This window comes from Thiocapsa sp. (assembly GCF_018399035.1).
Lineage (GTDB): Bacteria > Pseudomonadota > Gammaproteobacteria > Chromatiales > Chromatiaceae > Thiocapsa.
Genome location: NZ_CP073760.1, coordinates 4,987,795 through 5,008,081, shown reverse-complemented (window position 1 = coordinate 5,008,081; position 20,287 = coordinate 4,987,795). Strand labels below are relative to the sequence as shown.

The following is a 20,287-nucleotide window of genomic DNA, read 5'->3' as shown; positions in this document are numbered from 1 at the left end:
GTAATACTACTTAGCCCGCTCGCGTGAAGCCACGATACATGAAACAGATTTCTTCTCATATACTGGAACCTCCGAATAACGTGGTATTGGAAACAACGTCGGAACAGAAGAAGGCTAAACCGCGTCCAGAGCGAGATGCTCACTTTCGAGTGAGCTCGAAGTTTGGTGAATCCACGACCATTAGCGGGGGACGCGGTTTAAAATTTTATATTTTTTAATACTTTAAACCGCGCCGGCTCCAGCGGTTCTGAAATCCGCCGGGGCCGATCCCATCCAAAAACATCGCATACCGCACTGGGCGCGGTTTAGTCCGAATCAATAGTCACGTCATGCCAAAGGCGTGGGAGCACACCGAATGGCGAAACCGACCGGATGGGAGGAGGAGGACATTGCCCCCCGGGGCGAAACCTTACGAGAACAGACGGGCAGCGAGGACGAGCTGCACCGCCTCATGCACGATTTGAAGACCCATCAAATCGAGCTGACACAGCAGAACCACGAGCTTCGCGACGCGCAGCATGCGCTCGAGATCTCGCGCGACCGCTATGCCCGACTCTACGACCGGGCACCCGTCGGCTATTGCACCCTGGATCGCAGCGGCATCATCCGCGAGATCAACCTGACCGGCGCATCGATGCTCGGTGCGGAGCGCGGACACCTCACGGGGACACCGTTGTGGAGTCATCTCGATGCAGGTCAAGGACGCGCGCTGCACGCGCACATCGAAGCGGTGCACCGCAGCGCTGCGCGCCGCACGCTCGGCGTCCGGCTAACACCGAGCCACACCGGGCACGTCGTCGATCTGAGTCTCGAGAGCGAGCCCGCTCGCGGCGACGACGACGAGGCGGTCTGTCTCACCGTGATGCTCGATGTCACCGAGCAGCGCCACCTGCTCGAGCAGCTTAAAGAGCGCGAGCAGTCGCTCTCGCAGCTCGCCCTGCACGATCCGCTCACCGGGTTGGCGAATCGCGCCCTCTTCTCCGACCGGCTCGATCAGGCGATCGCACGCACGCAACGCACCGGGGAGCAGCTCGCGGTCCTGTTTATCGACCTGGACCGCTTCAAGCTGATCAACGACAGCTTCGGGCACACCTTCGGCGACGAGGTCCTCAAAGACGTCGCCGCGCGACTCAAAAAGCAGATCCGCAAGGACGACACGGTCGCACGCATCGGCGGGGACGAGTTTCTCATGCTCGTCGCTCCGGTGGACTCTCCGGACGCCGCCGCCGCGGTCGCACGCAAGCTGATCGAGCTGCTGCGCTGCCCCTACGCCGGTCCCCAAGGCGAGATCACGCTCACCGTCAGCATCGGCATCAGCCTCTGTCCGGACGACGGCACGGCGGCTGAAGACCTGGTGCGTCAGGCCGATACGGCGATGTATATCGCCAAGCAGGCCGGTCGCAACACCTTGCGCTTCTACGCCGCGGACATGACCGCGCAGGCCTTCGACCGTATCCTGCTCCGAGCGGGCTTGGCCCACGCCGTGGAGCGAGGCGAGCTGATGCTGGCCTACCAACCGCAGCTCGCCTTGGATACCCGCCGCATTCCGGGCATCGAAGCGCTCGTGCGTTGGAACCATCCGGTGCTCGGCTGCTTGGCGCCCGATGGGTTTCTCGCGCTTGCCGAGGAGACCGGACTGATCCGCGGAATCGATGCCTGGGTGCTGCGTACCGCCTGCACCCAGCGCAAGCGTTGGCAGGCGGAGGGACTCGACGAGGGAACACTCATCAAGATCAATTTGTCAAAGAGGGAACTTGAGCGGCCGGATTTTGCCGACGATCTTGACGCCCTGTTGCGCGAGCTGGACCTCGATGCACACCTGGTGAGCCTCGAGCTGACGGAGACGGGGTCGGTTTCGGACTCCGTCTCGGCACTGGAGACGGTTCGCCGGCTGAAGAGGCTCGGGATCGAACTCTCGATTGACCATTTCGGCGCGGTCTCCTCCTCGCTCATGGATCTGAAGCGACTGCCGATCGGGGAGCTGAAGATGGACAAATCCTTGATCGACGGGCTTCCGCAAGACAGCGACGACGCCGCGGTCGCCCGCGCGATCCTCGCGCTGGGCAAGGCATTGGACATGCGCGTCGTCGCTCAGGGCGTCGAGACGCAAAACCAGGCCGATTTCCTGCGGGAGGCCGGCTGCACGATCGCACAGGGGTTCCTCTACACCCAACCGCTCGATCAGGAGGAGCTGATGCGGTTCGTCCAGACCTGGGCCTGAGGGTCCTCTCGGCAACGACCGGAACAAGTCCGCCGACGCGGGCCTTGTTGATAAGAGGGCCGGTAGGGTGGATGAGCGAGAGCGAAGTCCACCGAACCCTGCGCCTACGCTGGTGGACTGCGCTGCGCTTGTCCACCTACTGCCCTTGCCCACCCCGGCGTTCCGATCAGCGACGCGGCGGGGTTGACGAGCGAGGCCGCGGGAGGCCCGCGGCCCGAAACAGAACGACAGACGACCGGGAGGAGAGCACCACCATGACTCGACTCGACTCGATGCGCGTGCGCAGGGCGTCCTCGGCCTTGCAGAGCCAAGGCGATCACTCCGTCAAAATCCTTGGATTCCACGATGCGGAGCGCCAGGGCGCCGACCGAACGGGCAACCGTGCCCCGAGAATCGCAACTCCTGCCGCGGATCTCGACTACGAGATCGACGACGGCCACCTGCAAATCCGGATCGACGGCTCGCTGGATCTGCGCAGCGCCTTTGCCTTGCTGCTGATCGGCCAAGCGGTGGACGAGAGCATCGACACCTGTACGCTCGACCTGACCGGCGTCGACCGGATCTTCGACTCCGGGATCGCTGTACTGGTCTTGGTCACCCGGGCGCTGAAGGAAAACGGCGTGGAGCAGATCCGAATCCACGGCATCGACCTCGACAGCGCGACCCTGCAGCCGTTTTTACTGTAAGGAACGATTCTAAAACAACCGAAACACGTAAACCGCGCCCAGTGCGGTATGCGATGTTTTTGGATGGGATCGGCCCCGGAGGATTTCAGAACCGCTGGAGCCGGCGCGGTTTAAAGTATTAAAAAATATAAAATTTTAAACCGCGCTCCCCGCTAAGGGTCGTGGATTCACCAAACTTCGAGCTCACTCGAAAGTGAGCATCTCGCTCTGGACGCGGTTTAGAGTGGGTAGAGCGAAGCGAAACACGTAGGATGGGCCGACACGCATCGATACACACCGAACCGGCGACGCCCGAGACGGGTGTCGAGCACAGCATTCGCAAATGCCGGCATCGGAACCCAAACCGCCGGCCGCACAACGGAGGTGCTGGTCCAATGGCAAGATTCGACCGAGCGAGCGATGCGCAACTGACGCGGCTCTTGGCGGAGCTCGAGCGCTCAGGCAAGGGGTCGGACGAGCTGACCCGCCTCGTGCACGAGCTGCAGGTCCACCAGATCGAGCTCGAGCAGCAAAACCGCGAGCTGCTCGCGGTGCGTGCGGTTCTGGAGAAGTCTCGGGAGCGCTATGCGGACCTCTATGATTTCGCTCCGGTCGGCTACCTCTCCATCGACGTCGCGGGCAGGATCCAAGACATCAACCTGACCGGCGCCAAGCTGCTCGGGCAATCGCGAGATCGATTGATCGGTCGGGCATTCAGCACTTACATCGCCCGGGACGATCGCATGCTCCTGCAGGCCCATATTGCCGACGCATTGCACTCGCAGGCGCGCAGGAGCTGCGAGCTGCGGTTGAAGACGGACAGGGCGGAGATCCGTGCGGATCCGCAGACCCTGATGCTCGAAAGCCGGCTCGAGGCCGGGAGCACCCCGGCGCAGATCCGCGTCATTCTCTCGGACATCACCGAGCGCAAGCGCGCGGAGCGTGAGCACAGGCAACGCGAGATCGCGGCAGCCGCAGCGGAGTCGCGGCATCGGCTGGTGAGCGGGCTCGAGCGACTGTCGGCCGCAGCGACGGCCGCGTTCGACCCGCAGGCCGTCTTGAACGCACTCTTGCGGGTCGTGCAGGATCTCCTGCGTGTGGATCGCGCTTGGCTGCTGTCTCCGTGCGATCCCGACGCGGCCGAGGTACGCATACTGGCAGAGGCCGCCGTTCCGGGCTGCCCGGGCGAACCTTTGTTTGATCGCACCATCCCGATGGATGACCCGCTGCGCCGCCTGATCCGCTCGGCCCTGAACGCATCCGATCCGTTGCAGGATCCGGATCCGAGTGCCGTCCCGATGCTGGGCGGCCGCTTCGCGCCGCGCTCGCGCCTGATGGTCGCGGTGTGCCCCGAGGGTGATCGGCCCTCGCTGCTCGGACTGCATCAGTGTCGGGTCGAACGCACCTGGAGCGAGGACGATCTGACCCTGATGCGGGCCCTCGCCGGACGACTCGCGGACATCCTCGACAACCTCGCGGTGCGGCGCGCGCTGACCGAGAGCGAGGAGCGTTTTCGCGCGACCTTCGAGCAAGCGGCAGTCGGCATCTGTCACCGTAACCCACAGGGCTTCTTCCTCCGGGTCAACCGCAAGCTCTGCAACATCCTCGGCTACACTCAAGAGGAGCTGCTCGCCCAGACCTGTCGCGGTCTCGTCCACCCGGATGATTACGATGGATTGATGCGGTTCATCGCGAGGATCGGCGAAGGCACCTCCTGCGACCCGAGCAGCGAACCGAGCAGCGATCGAGGCGAAACGCAAAGCCTGGAGCTGCGACATATCGGCAAGTCGGGCCAGACCATCTGGTGCAACCTGACGATGGCCGCCGTGCGTAATTCGAGCGGAGCCCTGCACTACTTCATCGGCGTCATCGAGGACATCAGTGCCCGAAAGCAGCTCGAAGAGCGCGAATCCAGACACCGCCACGCACTCTTCAGGGTCGGGCGCATCAGCACCATGGGCGAGATGTCGAGCGCCATTGCCCACGAGGTCGCCCAGCCGCTCATGGGCATCAGCACCTATGCCGGCGGGGCGCTCGAGCGCATCGACAGCGCGCCGACCGAGGTCGAGCCGCTGCGTCTTGCGCTACGCGAGATCGCCAGGCTCGCCGAACGTGCGGGCCGGATCATCGAGCGGATTCGGGGTTTTTCCAGGCAGCATGCCAGCGCGCCCCGACCGATCGACCTGGAGGCCATCAGCCGGGCCGCCGTCGGCATGCTCGAGCCGGAGATTCGGACGAACGCCGTGAAGGTCGAGATTCGGGTCGGTGCCGACGTACCCTTAGGAAGCGGTGATCCGATCGAGATCGAGCAGGTCTTGATCAACCTCCTGATCAACGGCATGGAGGCGATGCGCGACACACCTCCCGCCGAGCGCCGCTTGGGTGTCGCGATCGAGAGCGCCGGCGCGGATCAGGTGCGGGTCGCCGTCGCCGATCGCGGGGTCGGTTTGGACCGGACCGACGCGGGCCGTCTGTTCGATCCCTTCTACACGACAAAGGAAGGCGGTACGGGGCTCGGGCTTTCGATGAGCCGCACCATCGTCGACTCCTACGGCGGGCGCATCTGGGCCGAGCCACGTCCGGGGGGCGGCGCGTTGTTTGCTTTCACGCTGCCCGGGCATCGCGCGGTCAATGCGACCGACCGGTCGCCCGCGAGTTTGTCCGATCGCCCGCTCGATGGCCCGCCCGACACAGCCATCGGAGACCCGAGATGAGCCCTAGGTCGACCGTGTTCGTGATCGACGACGACGAGGACGTGCGCCAGTCTCTGCGCTGGCTCTTCGAATCGGTATCCATGCCGGTCGCGGTCTTCGGATCGGCGGCCGAGTTTCTCGCCGATCCGGGCTGCGAGGGTCCGGGCTGCCTGGTCCTGGATGTGCGCATGCCGGAGATGGACGGACTCGAGCTGCTCGAGGTCCTGCGCACGCATCGCCTCGGCCTGCCCGTGATCATGATCAGCGGACACGCCGACGTCCCGATGGCGGTGAAGGCGATGCAGTCCGGTGCCGTCGATTTCATACAGAAACCGGTCAATCACCAGGATCTCCTGCAGCGCGTGCGCAAGGCGCTCGCCGCGGACGAACGCTTCCGCGCCGAGATCGGCGACCCGCGGATCATCGCCGAGCAGCTCGAGCAGCTCACCGCCAAGGAGCGCGAGGTGCTCGAGGCCATCGTCAACGGAAGCACCAACAAGGCGATTGCCGGCACGCTCAACCTCAGTGTCCGAACGGTCGAGACACATCGCGCCAACCTGATGCGCAAGCTCGAGGTCCACTCGACCGCGGATCTGGTCCGCTTGACGCTCGCGTGCCGACTGCGCCTGTAAATCTTTAATCACGCGTCAGAAATCAGTTGAGCACCGAATCCAATCGTGGTCGTATCGACGGTCGATTAGGACAACGACAACGAGAATGATCTCGGACGGTCTCGGAATTTCCGCACCGCTCCACTACAGAACCAAAAGAGAAGAGGAGGACTCAAGAGGATGGAACGCCGATGGCATCATCGAACCGAGATCGACATCCCTGCAACCCTGGCCGTGAACGGCAAGCGCCGCCCGGATCCCTGCCGAATCAAAAACTTCAGTGCGGGCGGACTCTTTCTCGAGACCTCCGAGACCCTGGCGCGCCATCAGTTCATTCAGGTGCATATCCATCCACACGGCGTCTCGCCGCGGATCATCGACGGGATGGTTGTTCATGTCGAGGACGGTGGGGTCGGGGTCGAGGCCGAGACCCGCTTCTGGTCGCAAGCACTCAACTGGGGGTCACGGCGCGCGCGCGGCATACAATAGAGGCATCGACAACCCAACTAAACCGCGTCCAGAGCGAGATGCTAAATTTTCGAGTGAGCTCGACGTTTGGTGCATCCCCGGATCTTAGCGGGGACGCGGTTTAAAATAATATATTTTTTAATATCTTAAACCGCGCCGACTCCAGCGGTCGTCAAGTCTGCCGGGGCCGATCCCATCCAACAACATCGCATACCGCGCCGGGCGCGGTTTAAGAGGCCTGCCATGCGCCGATTCCCCGCCGAGTGGGAGCCCCAGAGCGGGGTCATGCTCACCTGGCCTCACGAGGACACCGACTGGGCCGATCAGTTGGATCAGGTCGAGCAACTCTATGCCGACCTTGCCGCCCTGATCGGGCGTTACGAGCCGGTGCTGAACGTCTGCCGGCACGCCGAGCACGCCGCGGCCGTCCGCGCACGCCTTGCCGCCGCGGGCGCCGCTCCCGACAGCCAGCGTTTCGGTCTCGCCCCGAGCAACGACACCTGGGCGCGCGATCACGGGCCGATCGGCGTGCGCACGGACGCGGGAGAACCGCTCCTGCTCGACTTCCGCTTCAACGGCTGGGGCGGAAAGTTCACCGCGGATCGCGACGACCGCATCACCGAGACGCTGCGCGGGAGCGGCATCTTCGGCGAGACTGCGCTCGAGCCCGTCGAACTGGTGCTCGAAGGCGGTGCGATCGAGACCGATGGCGGCGGCACCCTGCTCGCGGTGACCCGGACTCTGGTCGATCCGCGCCGTAACCCGGGCCTGACGCGCGACGCGATCGAGCGGATCCTCGCAGAGCGTCTCGGCGTCCATCGTTTCCTGTGGCTCGCGCACGGCGCCATCAGCGGCGACGACACCGACGGGCACATCGATACCCTGGTGCGCTTCTGCGCCCAGGACACACTCTGCTACGCCCGCTGTACCGACCCGACCGATGCGGACTACGCCGAGCTTCAGGCGATGGAGCGGGAGCTTCGGGCCTTGCGCGACCCGGACGGCAATCCCTACCGTCTGGTATCCTTGCCGACCCCCGCACCCGTTCTGGACAGCGACGGCGAACGCCTCCCGGCAGGCTATGCGAACTTTCTCATCATCAACGGCGCCGTGCTCGTCCCGACCTACGACACTCCCGCCGACGCCGAGGCACTCGACACCCTGGGCCATCTCTTCCCGGACCGCACCGTCCTGCCCGTCGACTGTCGCCCGCTGATCCGCCAAGGCGGCAGCCTGCACTGCATCAGCATGCAGCTCATGGAAGGCGTGCTGGTTTAGAAACGATTCGTCTTGCTCATCCGAACCGCGTCACAGCAGAGGGTCTTGGAATCCGCTAGCGTTCGAACACCCGCCAGGGCCCGGATTCTCCCGGGAACGCAGCTCGGATCATTCGAGTTTGCTAAATTTCTAATTAGCTGCGCTGCATCAAATCAGGGCGGCGGCAAAGCGCCTAGAATTCCAGGCGGATAAGTTGAGGTGTGTCGTATGTCGTTGCTGGATCAGATTCCCGTCGTCGTCGAAACCGGCTCGGCCATGCCCGAGTGTGATCCGCATCCGCAAGGGTACGGCAACGCCGAGCCTGTCCTGCATGAAGTCCGCCATGCCCTGTCGCGTCTGATCAGTACCGGCGAGACCACCAAGATCGATCTGAAGGCGATGCCCTTCGGCCCCGGCGACTTGGAGCACTTGCTCTCGGTGCTGGGCACCGGAGAGGTCCAAGCCAGCGTCGACGCGCTCGGTCCGACACGCGTCCAAGAGACCGCCATCCCCGGGGTCTGGCTGGTGGACTATCTGAATTCCGAGGCGCATCGCCTCGCCCTGCATCTCGAGATCGCGACCGTTCCCGAGATCCTGTGTCCGCAGCCGCAGGATCTGAACGACTCGATCGCCGCGCTCGACGCTCGATTGAACCCGGGCCGGAGCGACCCGCCTCTCGCGTCCTGACATCTGAAGGAGGGACTATGGCTGCCCGTAAACCCACTGAGAAAACACTCGGCGAAAGCCTTCGCGAACGCGGCGTCTCGCGCCGTGGATTCCTGAAGTTCTGTGCCGCGACCGCCTCGATGATGGCACTGCCGCCGAGCATGGCGCCGGCGATCGCCGCGGCACTGGAGAAGGCCAAGCGACCGTCGGTCATCTGGCTGTCGTTCCAGGAATGCACCGGCTGTACCGAGTCGCTGACCCGCAGCCATGCCCCGACGCTCGAGGATCTGATCCTCGATGTCATCTCGCTGGATTATCACCACACCCTGCAGGCCGCGGCCGGCGATGCCGCCGAGCATGCGCGCGAGCAGGCGATGGCGGCGAATCCGGGCGAGTATCTAGTCATCGTCGACGGCTCCATCCCGGGTCCGAAGGCCAATCCGGGATTCTCGACCGTCGCCGGTCACAGCAACTACGCCATGCTGATGGAGACGGTGGAGAACGCCGCCGCCGTCATCGCGGTCGGCTCCTGTGCGACCTTCGGCGGCTTGCCCGCGGCCAACCCCAACCCGACCGGCGCCATGTCGGTGATGGATCTGGTGAAGAACAAGCCGGTCATCAATGTCTCGGGCTGTCCGCCGATCCCGATGGTGATCACGGGCGTCATCGCCCATTACCTCACCTTCGGACGTCTGCCCGAGCTCGACGCCTACAACCGCCCGATGGCCTTCTACGGCCAGTCGATCCATGACCGCTGTTATCGCCGGCCCTTCTACGACAGGGGGCAATTTGCCAAGACCTTCGACGACGAAGGTGCGCGACTGGGCTGGTGTCTGTATGAGCTCGGATGCAAGGGTCCGACCACCTACAACGCCTGTGCAACCATGCGCTGGAACGACGGCACGAGCTGGCCGGTCGAGGCCGGACATCCCTGTCTGGGCTGCTCCGAGCCGAGGTTCTGGGATGCGGGCGGTTTCTACAACGCGGTCTCGGTGCCGACCTCGGCGTCCGGCATGAACGTCCTGGCCGCGGGTGCGGTGGGTGCCGTCGTCGGCGGTGCGGTCGCGATATCGGCCAAGAAACAGACCAAGGCCGAGGTCGCCCATCGTCAGCCCGTCACGGTCGAGGAATTGGAGGCGAAGCTATGAGCGGCTCGATGGAGTTTCTGCTGTGGACCAAGGGTCCGATGTTCAACATCGCGATCGCCATCTTCGCGATCGGTCTGCTGGTGCGCATCGCCGAGATCTTCATGCTCGGACGCAAGAAGAACTTCGCCGAGGCCCGCGCCGGTGAGTGGCTTCCCGGTCTGCGGACCATGGTCACCCGCACCGTCGCGGACCCGGGCACCTTCCAACGCGCACCCTTCAACGTCGTGGTCGGCTGGATCTGGCACATCGGCTTCCTGATCACGCTCCTGCTCTTCCTGCCGCATATCGCGTTGATCGAGAGCCTGACCGGTCTGTCCTGGCCGGCCTTGCCCAACCCGGTGATCAGTCTGGTCACCTCCGTCACCCTGGTCGCGTTGATCGCCACCCTGGTGCATCGCATGACGCATCCGGTGAAGAGGCGTATCAGCACGGTCGAAGACTATGTGGTCTGGGCCGTGGTCTTCGCGGTGGTGCTGACGGGTTGGCTGGCCTATTACCGCCTGGTCAACCCCTATCCGCTGGTCCTGGGCATGCACATCCTGTCGGCCGAGATCATGCTGATCCTGCTGCCCTTCACCAAGCTCACGCACATCTTCACGACCTTCATCGCACGCTGGTACAACGGGGCCGCATTCGGCCGTAAGGGGGTGCAGTCATGAGCCAAGTCGAGAGCAAGCTGACACTTGAACAAGGCCGTACGCAGCCTCAGGCCGCCCCGAAGGCGGGCGAGCTGTCACTCGAACGGGGCCTCGCGGCCTTCCGCGCAGAGGTCGACGGGCCGGTCGCCGCCTTCTTCTCGAGCTGCGTGCACTGCGGCATCTGCGCCCAGGCGTGCCCCTTCTATCTTGAAACGGGCGATCCCAAGTACACGCCGATCCTCAAACTGGAGCCGCTGCGCCGCGTCTGGGAGAACGATTTCACACTCTTGGGCAAGATCAAGGGCAAGCTCGGCCTGCAGCAGAAGGTGACCGACGCGATGCTGGCCGAATGGGAGGAGCTGCTCTACGACTCCTGCTCCATGTGCGGTCGCTGCTCCATGGTCTGTCCGGTCGGCAACGATCTGGCGCTGATGATCCGCAAATCACGCGAAGGCATGGTCCAGGCCGGACATGCACCCGAAGGACTGATCGCCGCCTCGGTGCGCGCGATCCAGACCGGCAGCCCCATGGGTCTGCAGTGGAAGACGCTGGCGGTGCAGATCAATCATGTCCAGACCAGCAGCGGACTGGAGGTCCCGGTCGACAAGGACGGCGCCGAGTATCTGGTGCTGCTCTCCTCGATGGAGATCATCAACTTTCCGGAGTATCTCGAAGCCATCACCAAGATCTTCGACCATGCCGGGGTGACCTGGACGCTCTCGACTCAATGCTTCGAGGCGACCAACGCCGGGATCCAGATCGGCAACAAGGACATCGCCGCCCAACTGGTCGAGCGTGTCGTGGCCGCCGCCGAGAAGCTCAAGGTCCCCAAGGTGATCAGCCCCGAGTGCGGCCATGCCTTCACGGCGATCCGCTGGGAAGGCCCGAACCTGATCGGCCGGCCCTATCCCTTCAAGGTCTTCCACATCATCGAGGTCCTCGACGAGCTGCGTGCCGCCGGGCGGATCAAGACCGAGGGGATGGAGACCGATCGGCTGTCGATGCACGATCCCTGCAACCTGGCCCGCAAGAGCGGCGTCATCCAGCAGCAGCGCAACCTGATGAACCTGGTCGCCGAGAACTTCGTCGAGCTCAAGGAGCACGGCAAGTTCCAGTGGTGCTGCGGGGCGGGCGGCGGTGTCAGCTCCAACGAGCGTGCCGAGCCGCTGAAGATGGCCGCCTTCAAGCGCAAAAAGGCGCAGATCGAGGAGGTCAATCCGGAACGCATGGTCACCATGTGCGCCACCTGCCGGACCCAGCTCGAAGAGGGTCTGGAGGAATTCAACATGGAGATCCCGGTGGTCGGTCTCACCGAGATGATCGCCGAGCACCTGGTGGAGAAGAACTGACATGAGCGAACGCATCGTCGTCGATCCCGTCACCCGTATCGAGGGCCATCTGCGCATCGAGGCCCAGATGGACGGGGAGAACATCGCCCAAGCCTACAGCTCCGGGACCTCGGTCCGCGGACTGGAGACGATCCTCAAGGGCCGCGACCCGCGCGACGCCTGGGCCTTCGCCCAGCGCATCTGCGGCGTCTGCACACTGGTGCACGGCATTGCCTCCGTGCGCAGCGTGGAGGACGCGCTCAAGATCGAGCTGCCGCCCAATGCCCAGCTGATCCGCAACCTCATGATCAGCGCGCAGTTCGTGCACGATCATGTGATGCATTTCTATCACCTGCACGCACTCGACTGGGTCGACGTGGTCAGCGCGCTGAGCGCGGATCCCAAGGCGACCTCGGACCTGGCCCAGTCCATCAGCAGTTGGCCCAAGTCCTCCCCCGGCTATTTCGCCGACACCCAGAAGCGCATCAAGACCTTCGTGGAATCCGGCCAGCTCGGGATCTTCGCCAACGGCTACTGGGGCCATCCGGCCTACAAGCTGCCGCCCGAGGCCAACCTCATGGCGGTCGCGCATTATCTCGAGGCGCTGGCCTGGCAGCGCGATGTCGCACGTCTGCACGCGATCTTCGGCGGTAAGAACCCGCATCCGAACTTCGTCGTGGGCGGCGTGCCCTCCCCGATCGATCTGAACTCGGATTCGGCGATCAATTCGAAGCGGCTCGCCGAGGTGCAGCAGATCCTGCAATCCATGCAGACCTTCGTCGACCAGGTCTATGTCCCGGACACCCTGGCGATCGCGAGCTTCTACAAGGACTGGGGCGAGCGCGGCGAGGGCCTGGGCAACTTCATGAGCTACGGCGACCTGCCGGCCACCGGGACCATGGATCCGGCGCAGTTCCTGTTCCCGCGCGGCGTCATCCTCAACCGGGATCTGAGCACCATCCACGAGATCGACCTGCACGACCAGGGGCAGATTCAGGAATACGTGGCCCACTCCTGGTACAAGTATTCAGGCGACAACAACAAGGGGCTCCACCCCTACGACGGCGAGACCAACCTGGAATACGACGCGCGCGGCGGCGTGAAGCCGCCGTACACGCAACTGGACATGAACGACGGCTATTCCTGGATAAAGGCGCCGCGCTGGAAGGGTCACGCCATGGAGGTCGGCCCGCTCGCCCGCGTGCTCCTGCTCTATGCCAGCGGCCACGAGCAGACCAAAGAGCTCGTGGAGATGACACTCTCGACGCTGGACCTTCCAGTCACCGCGCTCTACTCCACGCTCGGACGCACCGCCGCCCGGACCCTGGAGACCAAGATCCTGGCCGACACCGCGCAGGGCTGGTACAACGAGCTGATCGCCAACATCAAGGCCGGCGACAGCCGCACCTTCAACGAGACCCTTTGGGAACCGTCGAGCTGGCCCGACGAGGCCCGCGGTGCCGGTTATATGGAAGCCCCGCGCGGTTCGCTCGGTCACTGGATCGTGATCAAGAACGGCAAGATCGCCAACTACCAGGCCGTCGTCCCCTCGACCTGGAACGCCGGCCCCCGCGACCCGAGCAGCCAGCCCGGCGCCTACGAGGCCGCGCTGCAGGACAACCACCAGGTGTTCGACGTGAAGCAGCCGATCGAGATCCTGCGCACCATCCACTCCTTCGATCCCTGCATCGCCTGCGCGGTGCACCTGACCGATCCGGAAACCGGTGAGCAGATGGAGATCAAGATCGCCTGAGGCGGTTGTCGGGGAACGCAGAAAAAGGCCGCGCATCGCGGCCTTTTTTGTGGGTCGAGATTGAATAGAACGAAATCATGTAGTAACGTCACTACATAGTGAAACAGCGATCGACGGAGGACAACGATGACCAAGATCTCAAGCCGCGAGTTGAACCAGGACATCGGTGGGGCGAAGAATGCCGCCAAGAAGGGGCCGGTCATCATCACGGATCGAGGACGTCCTGCGCATGTCTTGCTCACCTTCGAGGAATACCGCCGGATGACGGGCGGCGGCCGCAAGATCGCCGATCTCTTGGCGATGCCCGGCGTCGAGGATGCGGAACTGGAGATTCCCGTGCGGGCTGAGCTCCCTCGATCCGCAGATCTGTCCTGATGTACCTACTCGATACCAACGTCGTCTCCGAGCTGCGTAAGGTTCGTGCCGGCAAGGCCGACATCAGAGTGGCCGCTTGGGCCGACAGTGTCGAGACGGTCGATCTATTCTTGTCCGTGATCACTATCGAAGAGTTGGAGATCGGCGTCCTGCTGGCCGAGCGGCGCGATCCGACCCGGGGTACCGTGCTTCGTGCCTGGCTGGATCGACACGTCCTACCCGCGTTTGCAGGCCGCATCCTGTCCCTGGATACGGCGATCGCTCGAAGCAGCGCGCGTCTGCATGTACCTGATCCCCGACCGCTGCGGGATGCCTTTATCGCCGCCACAGCGTTGGCGCATGGGATGACGGTCGTGACACGGAACGTACGAGATTTTGAAAAGACCGGGGTTCCGATTCTCGATCCGTGGCAATGGGGTCGGTAAACGGTTCGAAGCCCGGATGCGGGGGGATATTGATGCGATGACGACAAAGCATCTTACCGATCCCGGGCCGCTTCGTTGGTGAAGCTCAACGATAGGCCCGGTCCCCGGCACTTGTCCTTGCGCCCGTCCGCCCCTCCCGGCATCCTTCCCCGGTCAGTTTTCAGGGGAATACCATGGCCCGCCGCAAATCGAACGGAAGCAAGTCCGACTCGTCCGCCAACCTCGGCTTCGAGGCCAAGCTCTGGCTCGCGGCGGACAAGCTCCGCAACAACATGGACGCGGCGGAATACAAGCACGTCGTCCTCGGCTTCTGCACATCCGCCACCACCGCCGAGATCGCCGCCCACGGCTTTGTGCTCACCCCCGGCCGTTACGTCGGTGCCGAGGCGGTCGAAGCGGTTTAAAATTTTATATTTTTTAATACTTTAAACCGCGCGGGCTCCAGCGGTTCTGAAATCCGCCGGGGCCGATCCCATCCAAAAACATCGCATACCGCACTGGGCGCGGTTTAGAAACCGAAATACGCAAACACCCCATGAACCTCGGGTTTTCGCTATGAGCCTGAATTTCGATCACCTGGAGCGCTGGCTGCAGTATCGCGATTCCCGTAACGATACCACCCACGACTATGGCGAGATCTTCGCCGAGCGCACCCTGCTCCTCATCACCGACTTCCAGCGCGACGCCAAGGCACTCCACGTCACCCTCCGGCAGAAGCATGGCAAACCCGACGCTTGACCTCTCCCCACGCCACCTCGGTGAGCTGCGCCGGCTTATCGCCGCATACCTGCCCAACTCCGAGGTCTGGGCCTACGGCAGCCGCGTCAACGGCACAGGCCACGACACCAGCGATCTCGATCTGGCGGTCCGCAATCCCCAAGACCTCAAAGCGCGGCAGCCCACTGCCTTCCGGGAGCTGAAGGACGCCTTGAGCGAGAGCAAAACCTCGCGCGTGCGCTCGGCGAGCTACGTTGGGGCTCGTGCCTCGCCCCAACCTACGAGCTCAGCTCCCGCTGCGTCACCCGCGAGACGAAGCTTTGCTTAACGGGTTTGCCGATGAGCTGTGGGCTGGCTTCTTGAAGCGGAGCTTCGTCTCTCGGGTCGCGAAGCGGGAGCTTCGCGACCAGGGCAAGATGCTGCGCGATGGCGTGGATGTGGAGTATCCGCGGCCGGATGGTTCCAATAAGGGCGACAAGGTACGGCTGGTGGATTTCGCCGACGCAGCCGCGAACGACTGGCTGGTGGTCAATCAGCTTGGTGGTGAGCGATGGCCTGCAGGCACGCATCGGATCCCTGACGGCGAGCCAGGAGTGGTTCAAAGTCTGGCGCACCATCGATGGCGAGGGCGATGCGCCCAAGACCGCGCTGGAGTTGGAGGTCCTGATCCGCGGGGTGTTCGAGCGGCAGCGGTTCCTCGACCTGCTTGTCCATTTCATCGTCTTCGAGGAAGACCCGGACACGGTCACGCTGCACAAGATCATCGCGGGTTATCACCAGGGTGTAGGTTGGGCAAAGCGCAGCGTGCCCAATCCGCGCCGACATCACAGGCAGCCATTGGGCATGCTGCGCTTTGCCCAACCGACCTGTACATATTGATTTTGCATCGTTACTACGGCCAATCCCCCGCGGCATCGGGATCCATCAGCACATCCGTCCTGCCCAGGGCCGCGACCCGCGCGACCGGCAGGTCGGCACCGCGACGCCATGCCGCAAGCGCCTCGCGCTTGCCCGCACCCGTGACCAGAATCAAACGCTGCGGGGCAGCGGCGAGGGCCAACGGGGTCAGGGTCACGCGATCGGGCGGCGGTTTCGGCGCCTCGTGTACCGGCGCCGCCCGCACGTTCGTCGGGGTCACATGGCCGGGGAAGAGGCTCGCGGTGTGGCCGTCCTCGCCCATGCCCAGCAGGATCAAGTCGAAGGGCATCCGATCTGCGATCAGCGCGTCGTAACGCTTCGCCGCCGACTCTGCCCCCGACTCCGCGGGGATCCAATGCAGGTTGTCCGGCGGGATCGGCACGCGTTCAGTGAGCGCCAGCGCGATCGCACGGCTGTTGCGCTCCGGATGATCGGGCGGGAGACAGCGCTCGTCGCCGAGAAAGAGATGCCAATGCGCCCAATCCTCAGGCTGATGGACCAGTCGATCGTAAGCGGCCAACGGGGTGCGCCCGCCGGCCAAGACACACCGAAACCGCCCGTGTGCCTCGATTGCACGGCGCGCCGCGGCGCTGATTCGGCGCGCCGTTTCCTCGGCGACCGCCTCCGCCGATTCGAACCGAATGAAGTGCATGATCTGCTCGCCCATAGCACTCTGCCCCCTCCGACCAGTAAACTGACGGCGTTTCCTCACCTGACCGATACCGCCCGTCACGACCTTATGAAGATCCTCTTGATCGACGACTCCAGAGTCACGCGTTACGCCTTGCGTATCGAGCTGAAGAATTGCGGTATCGATGTGGATACGGCCGAATCTGCAGAGGCAGCCCTGGAGATCCTCAAAAGCCGGGTGCCGGATGCGATCTTCATGGATCATATCATGCCGGGTTTGAACGGCCTGGAAGCCTTGGAGATCATCCGCGCCGATCCGCGCACGGCCCACATCCCGATCGTGCTCTGCACCTCGCAGGAGGACAACGACTTCGCCGCAGCGGCGCAAAAGAAGGGCGTGCTCACCGTGCTGCCGAAATCGCTCGCCGCCGAGCGGCTCCCCGAGGTCATCGCGTGCGTGCGCGCGGCGATCGACAGCAAGACCCCGGCCGCGCCCACGCCCGCGCAGGTCCCGCAGGCCACGAAGCCCGTTGCCGCCCCCGCAACCCTGCCCCGCCCGCTGAGCGAGGCCGAGCTGGTTGCATTGATCGACGAGCGACTGGAGGCGGGCATCAACAAACGCTTGACGATCCTCGTGGAGTCCCTACGGCGCGACCTGACTGAAATCTCCATCGCCGAGGCACGCCACCTCGTCGAGGCGAAACTCGCCGCGGAGCATGCCGCGAACGCCGCTGCACCGCCCGGCGCAAGTCAGCAGGATCTCGGCGATCTCGAGACGCGCCTGATCCGCGAAATCCTCCCGAACTTGATCGGGGATCGCGTCGCCGCGTCACTCGCACGCCAGCGCCAGGAGATCGTCGAGGAGTTGAGACAATCGCTCCCCGCCGTGGCGGTGAGACCGAGCGCAACGGACGACGAGCCCAACCCGGTCGAGCACGCACCCTCCGGGCCGCAAGCCGGGTTGCGCCGCAGCAGCTCCGACACAGAGATCGTCGACGCCGCCAACCGCCTACGCGACATCGCAACGACCGCGCTGCAATCGCTGCGCGCGGCGATCAAGCGCCACGATCGCTGACCTTGTCCCCGTCGAATCGAGCCACCGGCGGCCGAAGGATCAGCTGTGCGGAGATTCGTCGCCGTCGCGCGGCGATAAGTTGGGAGTAGACCGCAGGGATCGCGCCGCTGCAGCCGTTGCTTACCGGAGCTCCATCGCTCCTCGTCACCTCGCGTTCATCCGAGTCTTTTACTATGCTCGCACGACCGACGACGGACACACGGAGAACCCCATGACGACAAGCAACCTCTCCACGACCGAGATCCACGCCAATCCGCTGTCCCCCGAGATGCTCACCAAGATCGATGCCTACTGGCGCGCCTGCAACTACCTCGCCGCGGGCATGATCTATCTGAGGGACAACCCGCTGCTGCGCGAGCCGCTCGCCGAGGGCCATCTGAAGAAACGCCTGCTCGGTCATTGGGGCGCGAGTCCTGGCCTATCCTTCATGTATGTCCACCTCAACCGCATCATCCGCGAGCATGCACAGGAAGCGATCTTTCTCGCCGGTCCGGGCCACGGCGCGCCGGGCGTGCTCGCCCCGGTGTACCTGGAGGGCGCCTACTCCGAGATCTACCCCAACAAGAGCGAGGATGAAGAAGGCATGCGCGCCTTCTTCAAGCAGTTCTCCTTCCCGGGCGGCATCGGCTCGCACTGCACACCGGAGACGCCGGGCTCCATTCACGAGGGCGGCGAGCTGGGCTACTCGATCTCGCATGCCTTCGGTGCCGCCTTCGACAATCCAGACCTTTTGGTCGCCGTGGCGGTCGGCGACGGCGAGGCCGAAACCGGCCCGCTCGCGACCTCCTGGCATTCGAGTAAGTTTCTCAACCCCATCCGCGACGGTGCGGTGCTGCCGATCCTCCATCTGAACGGCTACAAGATCAACAACCCGACCCTGCTCGCACGCATTCCGCGCGAGGAGCTTGCCGAGCTGATGCGCGGCTACGGCTGGACGCCCTACTTCGTCGAGGGCGACGACCCCATGACGATGCATCAAACCATGGCGGCCACCCTGGATGCCTGTCTCGCGCGGATCCGCGCCTTTCAGCAGGAGGCCCGCACCAGCGGCAAGGCGGAGCGCTGCCATTGGCCGATGATCGTGCTGCGTACGCCCAAGGGCTGGACCGGCCCCGCAGAGGTCGACGGCAAGAAGGTCGAGGGCTTCTGGCGTGCCCATCAGGTGCCGCTGTCGGGCATGCACGACAACCCCGCGCATCTCAAACAGCTCGAAGACTGGATGCGCAGCTACAGACCCGAGGAGCTATTCGACGACGCCGGCAGGCTGATCCCGGAGCTGCGCGCGCTTGCCCCCGCGGGAACGCTGCGCATGAGTGCCAATCCGCACGCCAACGGCGGCCTGTTGCGCCGCGCCCTGCGCATGCCGGATTTTCGCGACTATGCCCTTCACGTCGCCGAGCCCGGGAAGATCCGCGCCATGAACACCAAGCCGACGGGCGCCCTGCTGCGCGACGTCATGGCGAAGAACATGGACAACTTCCGTGTGTTCGGCCCGGACGAGAACACCTCGAACAAGCTCGACGCGATTTACGAGGTGTCCAAGAAGCTCTGGCTCTGCGAGTACAAGCCCGAGGACGCCGATGGCGGCGAGCTATCGCCCGACGGTCGCGTGCTCGAGATGCTCTCCGAGCATACGCTGGAGGGCTGGTACGAGGGCTATGTCCTGACCGGTCGACACGGCTTCTTCGCGACTTACGAGGCCTTCGTCCATGTCATCGACAGCATGTACAACCAGCACGCCAAGTGGCTCGCGATCTGCGAGGAGATCCCCTGGCGCGCGCGCATCTCCTCCTTGAACCTCCTGATCACCTCGACCGTCTGGCGGCAAGATCACAACGGTTTCACGCATCAGGACCCCGGTTTCCTGGATGTCGTAGTCAACAAGAATCCGGAGGTCACCCGCATCTATCTGCCGCCTGACGTCAACACCCTGCTCTCGACGGTCGACCATTGCCTGCAAAGCCGCGACGACATCAATGTGATCGTGGCCGACAAGCAGAACCATCTCCAATACCTGGACATGGATGCCGCCATCAAGCACTGCACCAAGGGCATCGGCATCTGGGATTGGGCGAGCAATGACCAGGGTGTCGAGCCCGACGCCGTCATGGTCGGCTGCGGAGACATCCCGACCAAAGAGGCGCTGGCCGCCACCGCACTGCTGCGCGAGCACTTTCCGGACATCCGACTGCGCTTCATCAATGTCGTGGACCTCTTCCGCATGCAGCCCGCGGGTGAGCATCCACACGGCCTCTCCGATGCCGACTTCGACAGCCTCTTCACCAAAGATCGGCCGGTGATCTTCAACTTCCACGGCTATCCCTGGTTGATCCATCGCCTCGCCTATCGCCGCACCAATCACGCGAACCTGCACGTGCGCGGCTACAAGGAAAAGGGCAATATCAACACGCCGCTGGAGCTCGCCATCGAGAACGAGATCGACCGCTTCAGCTTGGCCAGCGACGTGATCAATCGGGTCCCGCGTCTGCAGGTCGCGGGTGCGCATGTGAAGGAAAAGCTGCGCGACATGCAGATCGACTGCAGAAACTACGCACACGAGCATGGCATCGACAAGCCCGATGTCGATGACTGGATTTGGCCCTTCTAAACCGCGTCCAGAGCGAAATGCTAACTTTCGAGTAAGTTCGACGTTTGGTGCATCCACGGCCCTTAGCGGGGGCGCGGCTTAAAATGATATA

20 protein-coding genes and 1 pseudogene are annotated in these 20,287 nt (G+C 63.9%); 20 read left to right on the top strand and 1 reads right to left on the bottom strand.

The annotated features are described in order from the left end of the window. The first annotated feature begins 355 nt into the window (after positions 1-355). The 18 genes and pseudogenes from KFB96_RS22845 to KFB96_RS22765 all read left to right on the top strand — a co-directional run bounded on the left by KFB96_RS22845 (position 356) and on the right by KFB96_RS22765 (position 15,844). Entirely contained in the window at positions 356-2,221 is a 1,866-nt protein-coding gene (locus KFB96_RS22845) for an EAL domain-containing protein (protein ID WP_213456493.1), read from the top strand. A gap of 254 nt (positions 2,222-2,475) precedes the next feature. Continuing rightward, on the top strand, positions 2,476-2,907 hold the full coding sequence (locus tag KFB96_RS22840) for a hypothetical protein (protein WP_213456495.1): 432 nt from the start codon (positions 2,476-2,478) through the stop codon (positions 2,905-2,907). Positions 2,908-3,281: 374 nt separating this feature from the next. Beyond that, entirely contained in the window at positions 3,282-5,600 is a 2,319-nt protein-coding gene (locus KFB96_RS22835; protein ID WP_213501564.1) for a PAS domain S-box protein, read from the top strand. Next, positions 5,597-6,211 carry a response regulator gene (locus KFB96_RS22830; RefSeq protein ID WP_213456499.1) on the top strand — a complete coding sequence of 205 codons (615 nt, stop codon included), beginning with the start codon at positions 5,597-5,599 and terminating at the stop codon, positions 6,209-6,211. The genes KFB96_RS22835 and KFB96_RS22830 overlap by 4 nt, the downstream gene beginning before the upstream one ends. A 159-nt stretch (positions 6,212-6,370) precedes the next feature. After that, the gene (locus KFB96_RS22825) at positions 6,371-6,679 is read left to right on the top strand and encodes a PilZ domain-containing protein (protein WP_213456501.1); all 309 of its coding nucleotides are present in this window, start codon (positions 6,371-6,373) and stop codon (positions 6,677-6,679) included. 222 nt (positions 6,680-6,901) lie between these two features. Further along, entirely contained in the window at positions 6,902-7,936 is a 1,035-nt protein-coding gene (locus KFB96_RS22820) for an agmatine/peptidylarginine deiminase (RefSeq protein WP_213456503.1), read from the top strand. Positions 7,937-8,143: 207 nt separating this feature from the next. Next, positions 8,144-8,602, top strand: coding sequence for a hydrogenase expression/formation protein (locus KFB96_RS22815; protein WP_213456505.1), 459 nt, complete (start codon positions 8,144-8,146; stop codon positions 8,600-8,602). A gap of 17 nt (positions 8,603-8,619) precedes the next feature. Continuing rightward, positions 8,620-9,729 (top strand): hydrogenase small subunit, encoded by a 1,110-nt coding sequence (locus KFB96_RS22810; protein ID WP_213456507.1) that lies wholly within the window; start codon positions 8,620-8,622, stop codon positions 9,727-9,729. Continuing rightward, positions 9,726-10,388, top strand: coding sequence for a hypothetical protein (locus KFB96_RS22805; RefSeq protein WP_213456508.1), 663 nt, complete (start codon positions 9,726-9,728; stop codon positions 10,386-10,388). The genes KFB96_RS22810 and KFB96_RS22805 overlap by 4 nt, the downstream gene beginning before the upstream one ends. Then, entirely contained in the window at positions 10,385-11,716 is a 1,332-nt protein-coding gene (locus KFB96_RS22800; protein ID WP_300970811.1) for a (Fe-S)-binding protein, read from the top strand. The genes KFB96_RS22805 and KFB96_RS22800 overlap by 4 nt, the downstream gene beginning before the upstream one ends. A gap of 1 nt (position 11,717) precedes the next feature. Further along, positions 11,718-13,448, top strand: coding sequence for a nickel-dependent hydrogenase large subunit (locus KFB96_RS22795; protein ID WP_213456509.1), 1,731 nt, complete (start codon positions 11,718-11,720; stop codon positions 13,446-13,448). Between the two features lie 126 nt (positions 13,449-13,574). Beyond that, the gene (locus tag KFB96_RS22790) at positions 13,575-13,823 is read left to right on the top strand and encodes a type II toxin-antitoxin system Phd/YefM family antitoxin (protein ID WP_213456511.1); all 249 of its coding nucleotides are present in this window, start codon (positions 13,575-13,577) and stop codon (positions 13,821-13,823) included. After that, complete coding sequence (locus tag KFB96_RS22785; RefSeq protein ID WP_213456513.1) at positions 13,823-14,248, top strand: type II toxin-antitoxin system VapC family toxin; 426 nt, start codon at positions 13,823-13,825, stop codon at positions 14,246-14,248. The genes KFB96_RS22790 and KFB96_RS22785 overlap by 1 nt, the downstream gene beginning before the upstream one ends. A gap of 173 nt (positions 14,249-14,421) precedes the next feature. Then, positions 14,422-14,652, top strand: a complete 231-nt coding sequence (locus KFB96_RS22780) for a type I restriction-modification system subunit M N-terminal domain-containing protein (protein ID WP_213456514.1) — start codon at positions 14,422-14,424, stop codon at positions 14,650-14,652. Positions 14,653-14,803: 151 nt separating this feature from the next. Continuing rightward, entirely contained in the window at positions 14,804-14,986 is a 183-nt protein-coding gene (locus KFB96_RS22775; protein WP_213456516.1) for a nucleotidyltransferase substrate binding protein, read from the top strand. After that, positions 14,967-15,293 carry a nucleotidyltransferase domain-containing protein gene (locus tag KFB96_RS22770; RefSeq protein WP_213456518.1) on the top strand — a complete coding sequence of 109 codons (327 nt, stop codon included), beginning with the start codon at positions 14,967-14,969 and terminating at the stop codon, positions 15,291-15,293. Before KFB96_RS22775 ends, KFB96_RS22770 begins: the two co-directional genes overlap by 20 nt. Further along, a pseudogene (locus tag KFB96_RS27690) lies at positions 15,229-15,486 on the top strand (hypothetical protein); the annotation flags it as partial. The gene KFB96_RS22770 and the pseudogene KFB96_RS27690, both read left to right, overlap by 65 nt. Before the next feature lie 22 nt (positions 15,487-15,508). Further along, positions 15,509-15,844 (top strand): hypothetical protein, encoded by a 336-nt coding sequence (locus KFB96_RS22765; RefSeq protein WP_213456520.1) that lies wholly within the window; start codon positions 15,509-15,511, stop codon positions 15,842-15,844. Positions 15,845-15,857: 13 nt separating this feature from the next. Here KFB96_RS22765 and pgl read toward each other — a convergent pair whose 3' ends face one another. After that, positions 15,858-16,550 (bottom strand): 6-phosphogluconolactonase, encoded by a 693-nt coding sequence (gene pgl / locus KFB96_RS22760; protein WP_213456522.1) that lies wholly within the window; start codon positions 16,548-16,550, stop codon positions 15,858-15,860. Positions 16,551-16,622: 72 nt separating this feature from the next. Here pgl and KFB96_RS22755 point away from each other — a divergent pair, with 72 nt between their 5' ends. Both KFB96_RS22755 and KFB96_RS22750 read left to right on the top strand, forming a co-directional pair. Then, the gene (locus KFB96_RS22755; protein ID WP_213456523.1) at positions 16,623-17,588 is read left to right on the top strand and encodes a response regulator; all 966 of its coding nucleotides are present in this window, start codon (positions 16,623-16,625) and stop codon (positions 17,586-17,588) included. 211 nt (positions 17,589-17,799) lie between these two features. Beyond that, the gene (locus tag KFB96_RS22750; RefSeq protein WP_213456525.1) at positions 17,800-20,196 is read left to right on the top strand and encodes a phosphoketolase; all 2,397 of its coding nucleotides are present in this window, start codon (positions 17,800-17,802) and stop codon (positions 20,194-20,196) included. The last annotated feature ends 91 nt before the right edge of the window (positions 20,197-20,287 follow it).

What these genes read in the sequence shown, in the direction of transcription:
- KFB96_RS22845 (WP_213456493.1), top strand. Translation starts at nt 356, where the DNA reads ATGGCGAAACCGACCGGATGGGAGGAGGAGGACATTGCCCCCCGGGGC.
- KFB96_RS22840 (WP_213456495.1), top strand. Translation starts at nt 2,476, where the DNA reads ATGACTCGACTCGACTCGATGCGCGTGCGCAGGGCGTCCTCGGCCTTG.
- KFB96_RS22835 (WP_213501564.1), top strand. Translation starts at nt 3,282, where the DNA reads ATGGCAAGATTCGACCGAGCGAGCGATGCGCAACTGACGCGGCTCTTG.
- KFB96_RS22830 (WP_213456499.1), top strand. Translation starts at nt 5,597, where the DNA reads ATGAGCCCTAGGTCGACCGTGTTCGTGATCGACGACGACGAGGACGTG.
- KFB96_RS22825 (WP_213456501.1), top strand. Translation starts at nt 6,371, where the DNA reads ATGGAACGCCGATGGCATCATCGAACCGAGATCGACATCCCTGCAACC.
- KFB96_RS22820 (WP_213456503.1), top strand. Translation starts at nt 6,902, where the DNA reads ATGCGCCGATTCCCCGCCGAGTGGGAGCCCCAGAGCGGGGTCATGCTC.
- KFB96_RS22815 (WP_213456505.1), top strand. Translation starts at nt 8,144, where the DNA reads ATGTCGTTGCTGGATCAGATTCCCGTCGTCGTCGAAACCGGCTCGGCC.
- KFB96_RS22810 (WP_213456507.1), top strand. Translation starts at nt 8,620, where the DNA reads ATGGCTGCCCGTAAACCCACTGAGAAAACACTCGGCGAAAGCCTTCGC.
- KFB96_RS22805 (WP_213456508.1), top strand. Translation starts at nt 9,726, where the DNA reads ATGAGCGGCTCGATGGAGTTTCTGCTGTGGACCAAGGGTCCGATGTTC.
- KFB96_RS22800 (WP_300970811.1), top strand. Translation starts at nt 10,385, where the DNA reads ATGAGCCAAGTCGAGAGCAAGCTGACACTTGAACAAGGCCGTACGCAG.
- KFB96_RS22795 (WP_213456509.1), top strand. Translation starts at nt 11,718, where the DNA reads ATGAGCGAACGCATCGTCGTCGATCCCGTCACCCGTATCGAGGGCCAT.
- KFB96_RS22790 (WP_213456511.1), top strand. Translation starts at nt 13,575, where the DNA reads ATGACCAAGATCTCAAGCCGCGAGTTGAACCAGGACATCGGTGGGGCG.
- KFB96_RS22785 (WP_213456513.1), top strand. Translation starts at nt 13,823, where the DNA reads ATGTACCTACTCGATACCAACGTCGTCTCCGAGCTGCGTAAGGTTCGT.
- KFB96_RS22780 (WP_213456514.1), top strand. Translation starts at nt 14,422, where the DNA reads ATGGCCCGCCGCAAATCGAACGGAAGCAAGTCCGACTCGTCCGCCAAC.
- KFB96_RS22775 (WP_213456516.1), top strand. Translation starts at nt 14,804, where the DNA reads ATGAGCCTGAATTTCGATCACCTGGAGCGCTGGCTGCAGTATCGCGAT.
- KFB96_RS22770 (WP_213456518.1), top strand. Translation starts at nt 14,967, where the DNA reads ATGGCAAACCCGACGCTTGACCTCTCCCCACGCCACCTCGGTGAGCTG.
- pgl (WP_213456522.1), bottom strand. Translation starts at nt 16,550, where the DNA reads ATGGGCGAGCAGATCATGCACTTCATTCGGTTCGAATCGGCGGAGGCG.
- KFB96_RS22755 (WP_213456523.1), top strand. Translation starts at nt 16,623, where the DNA reads ATGAAGATCCTCTTGATCGACGACTCCAGAGTCACGCGTTACGCCTTG.
- KFB96_RS22750 (WP_213456525.1), top strand. Translation starts at nt 17,800, where the DNA reads ATGACGACAAGCAACCTCTCCACGACCGAGATCCACGCCAATCCGCTG.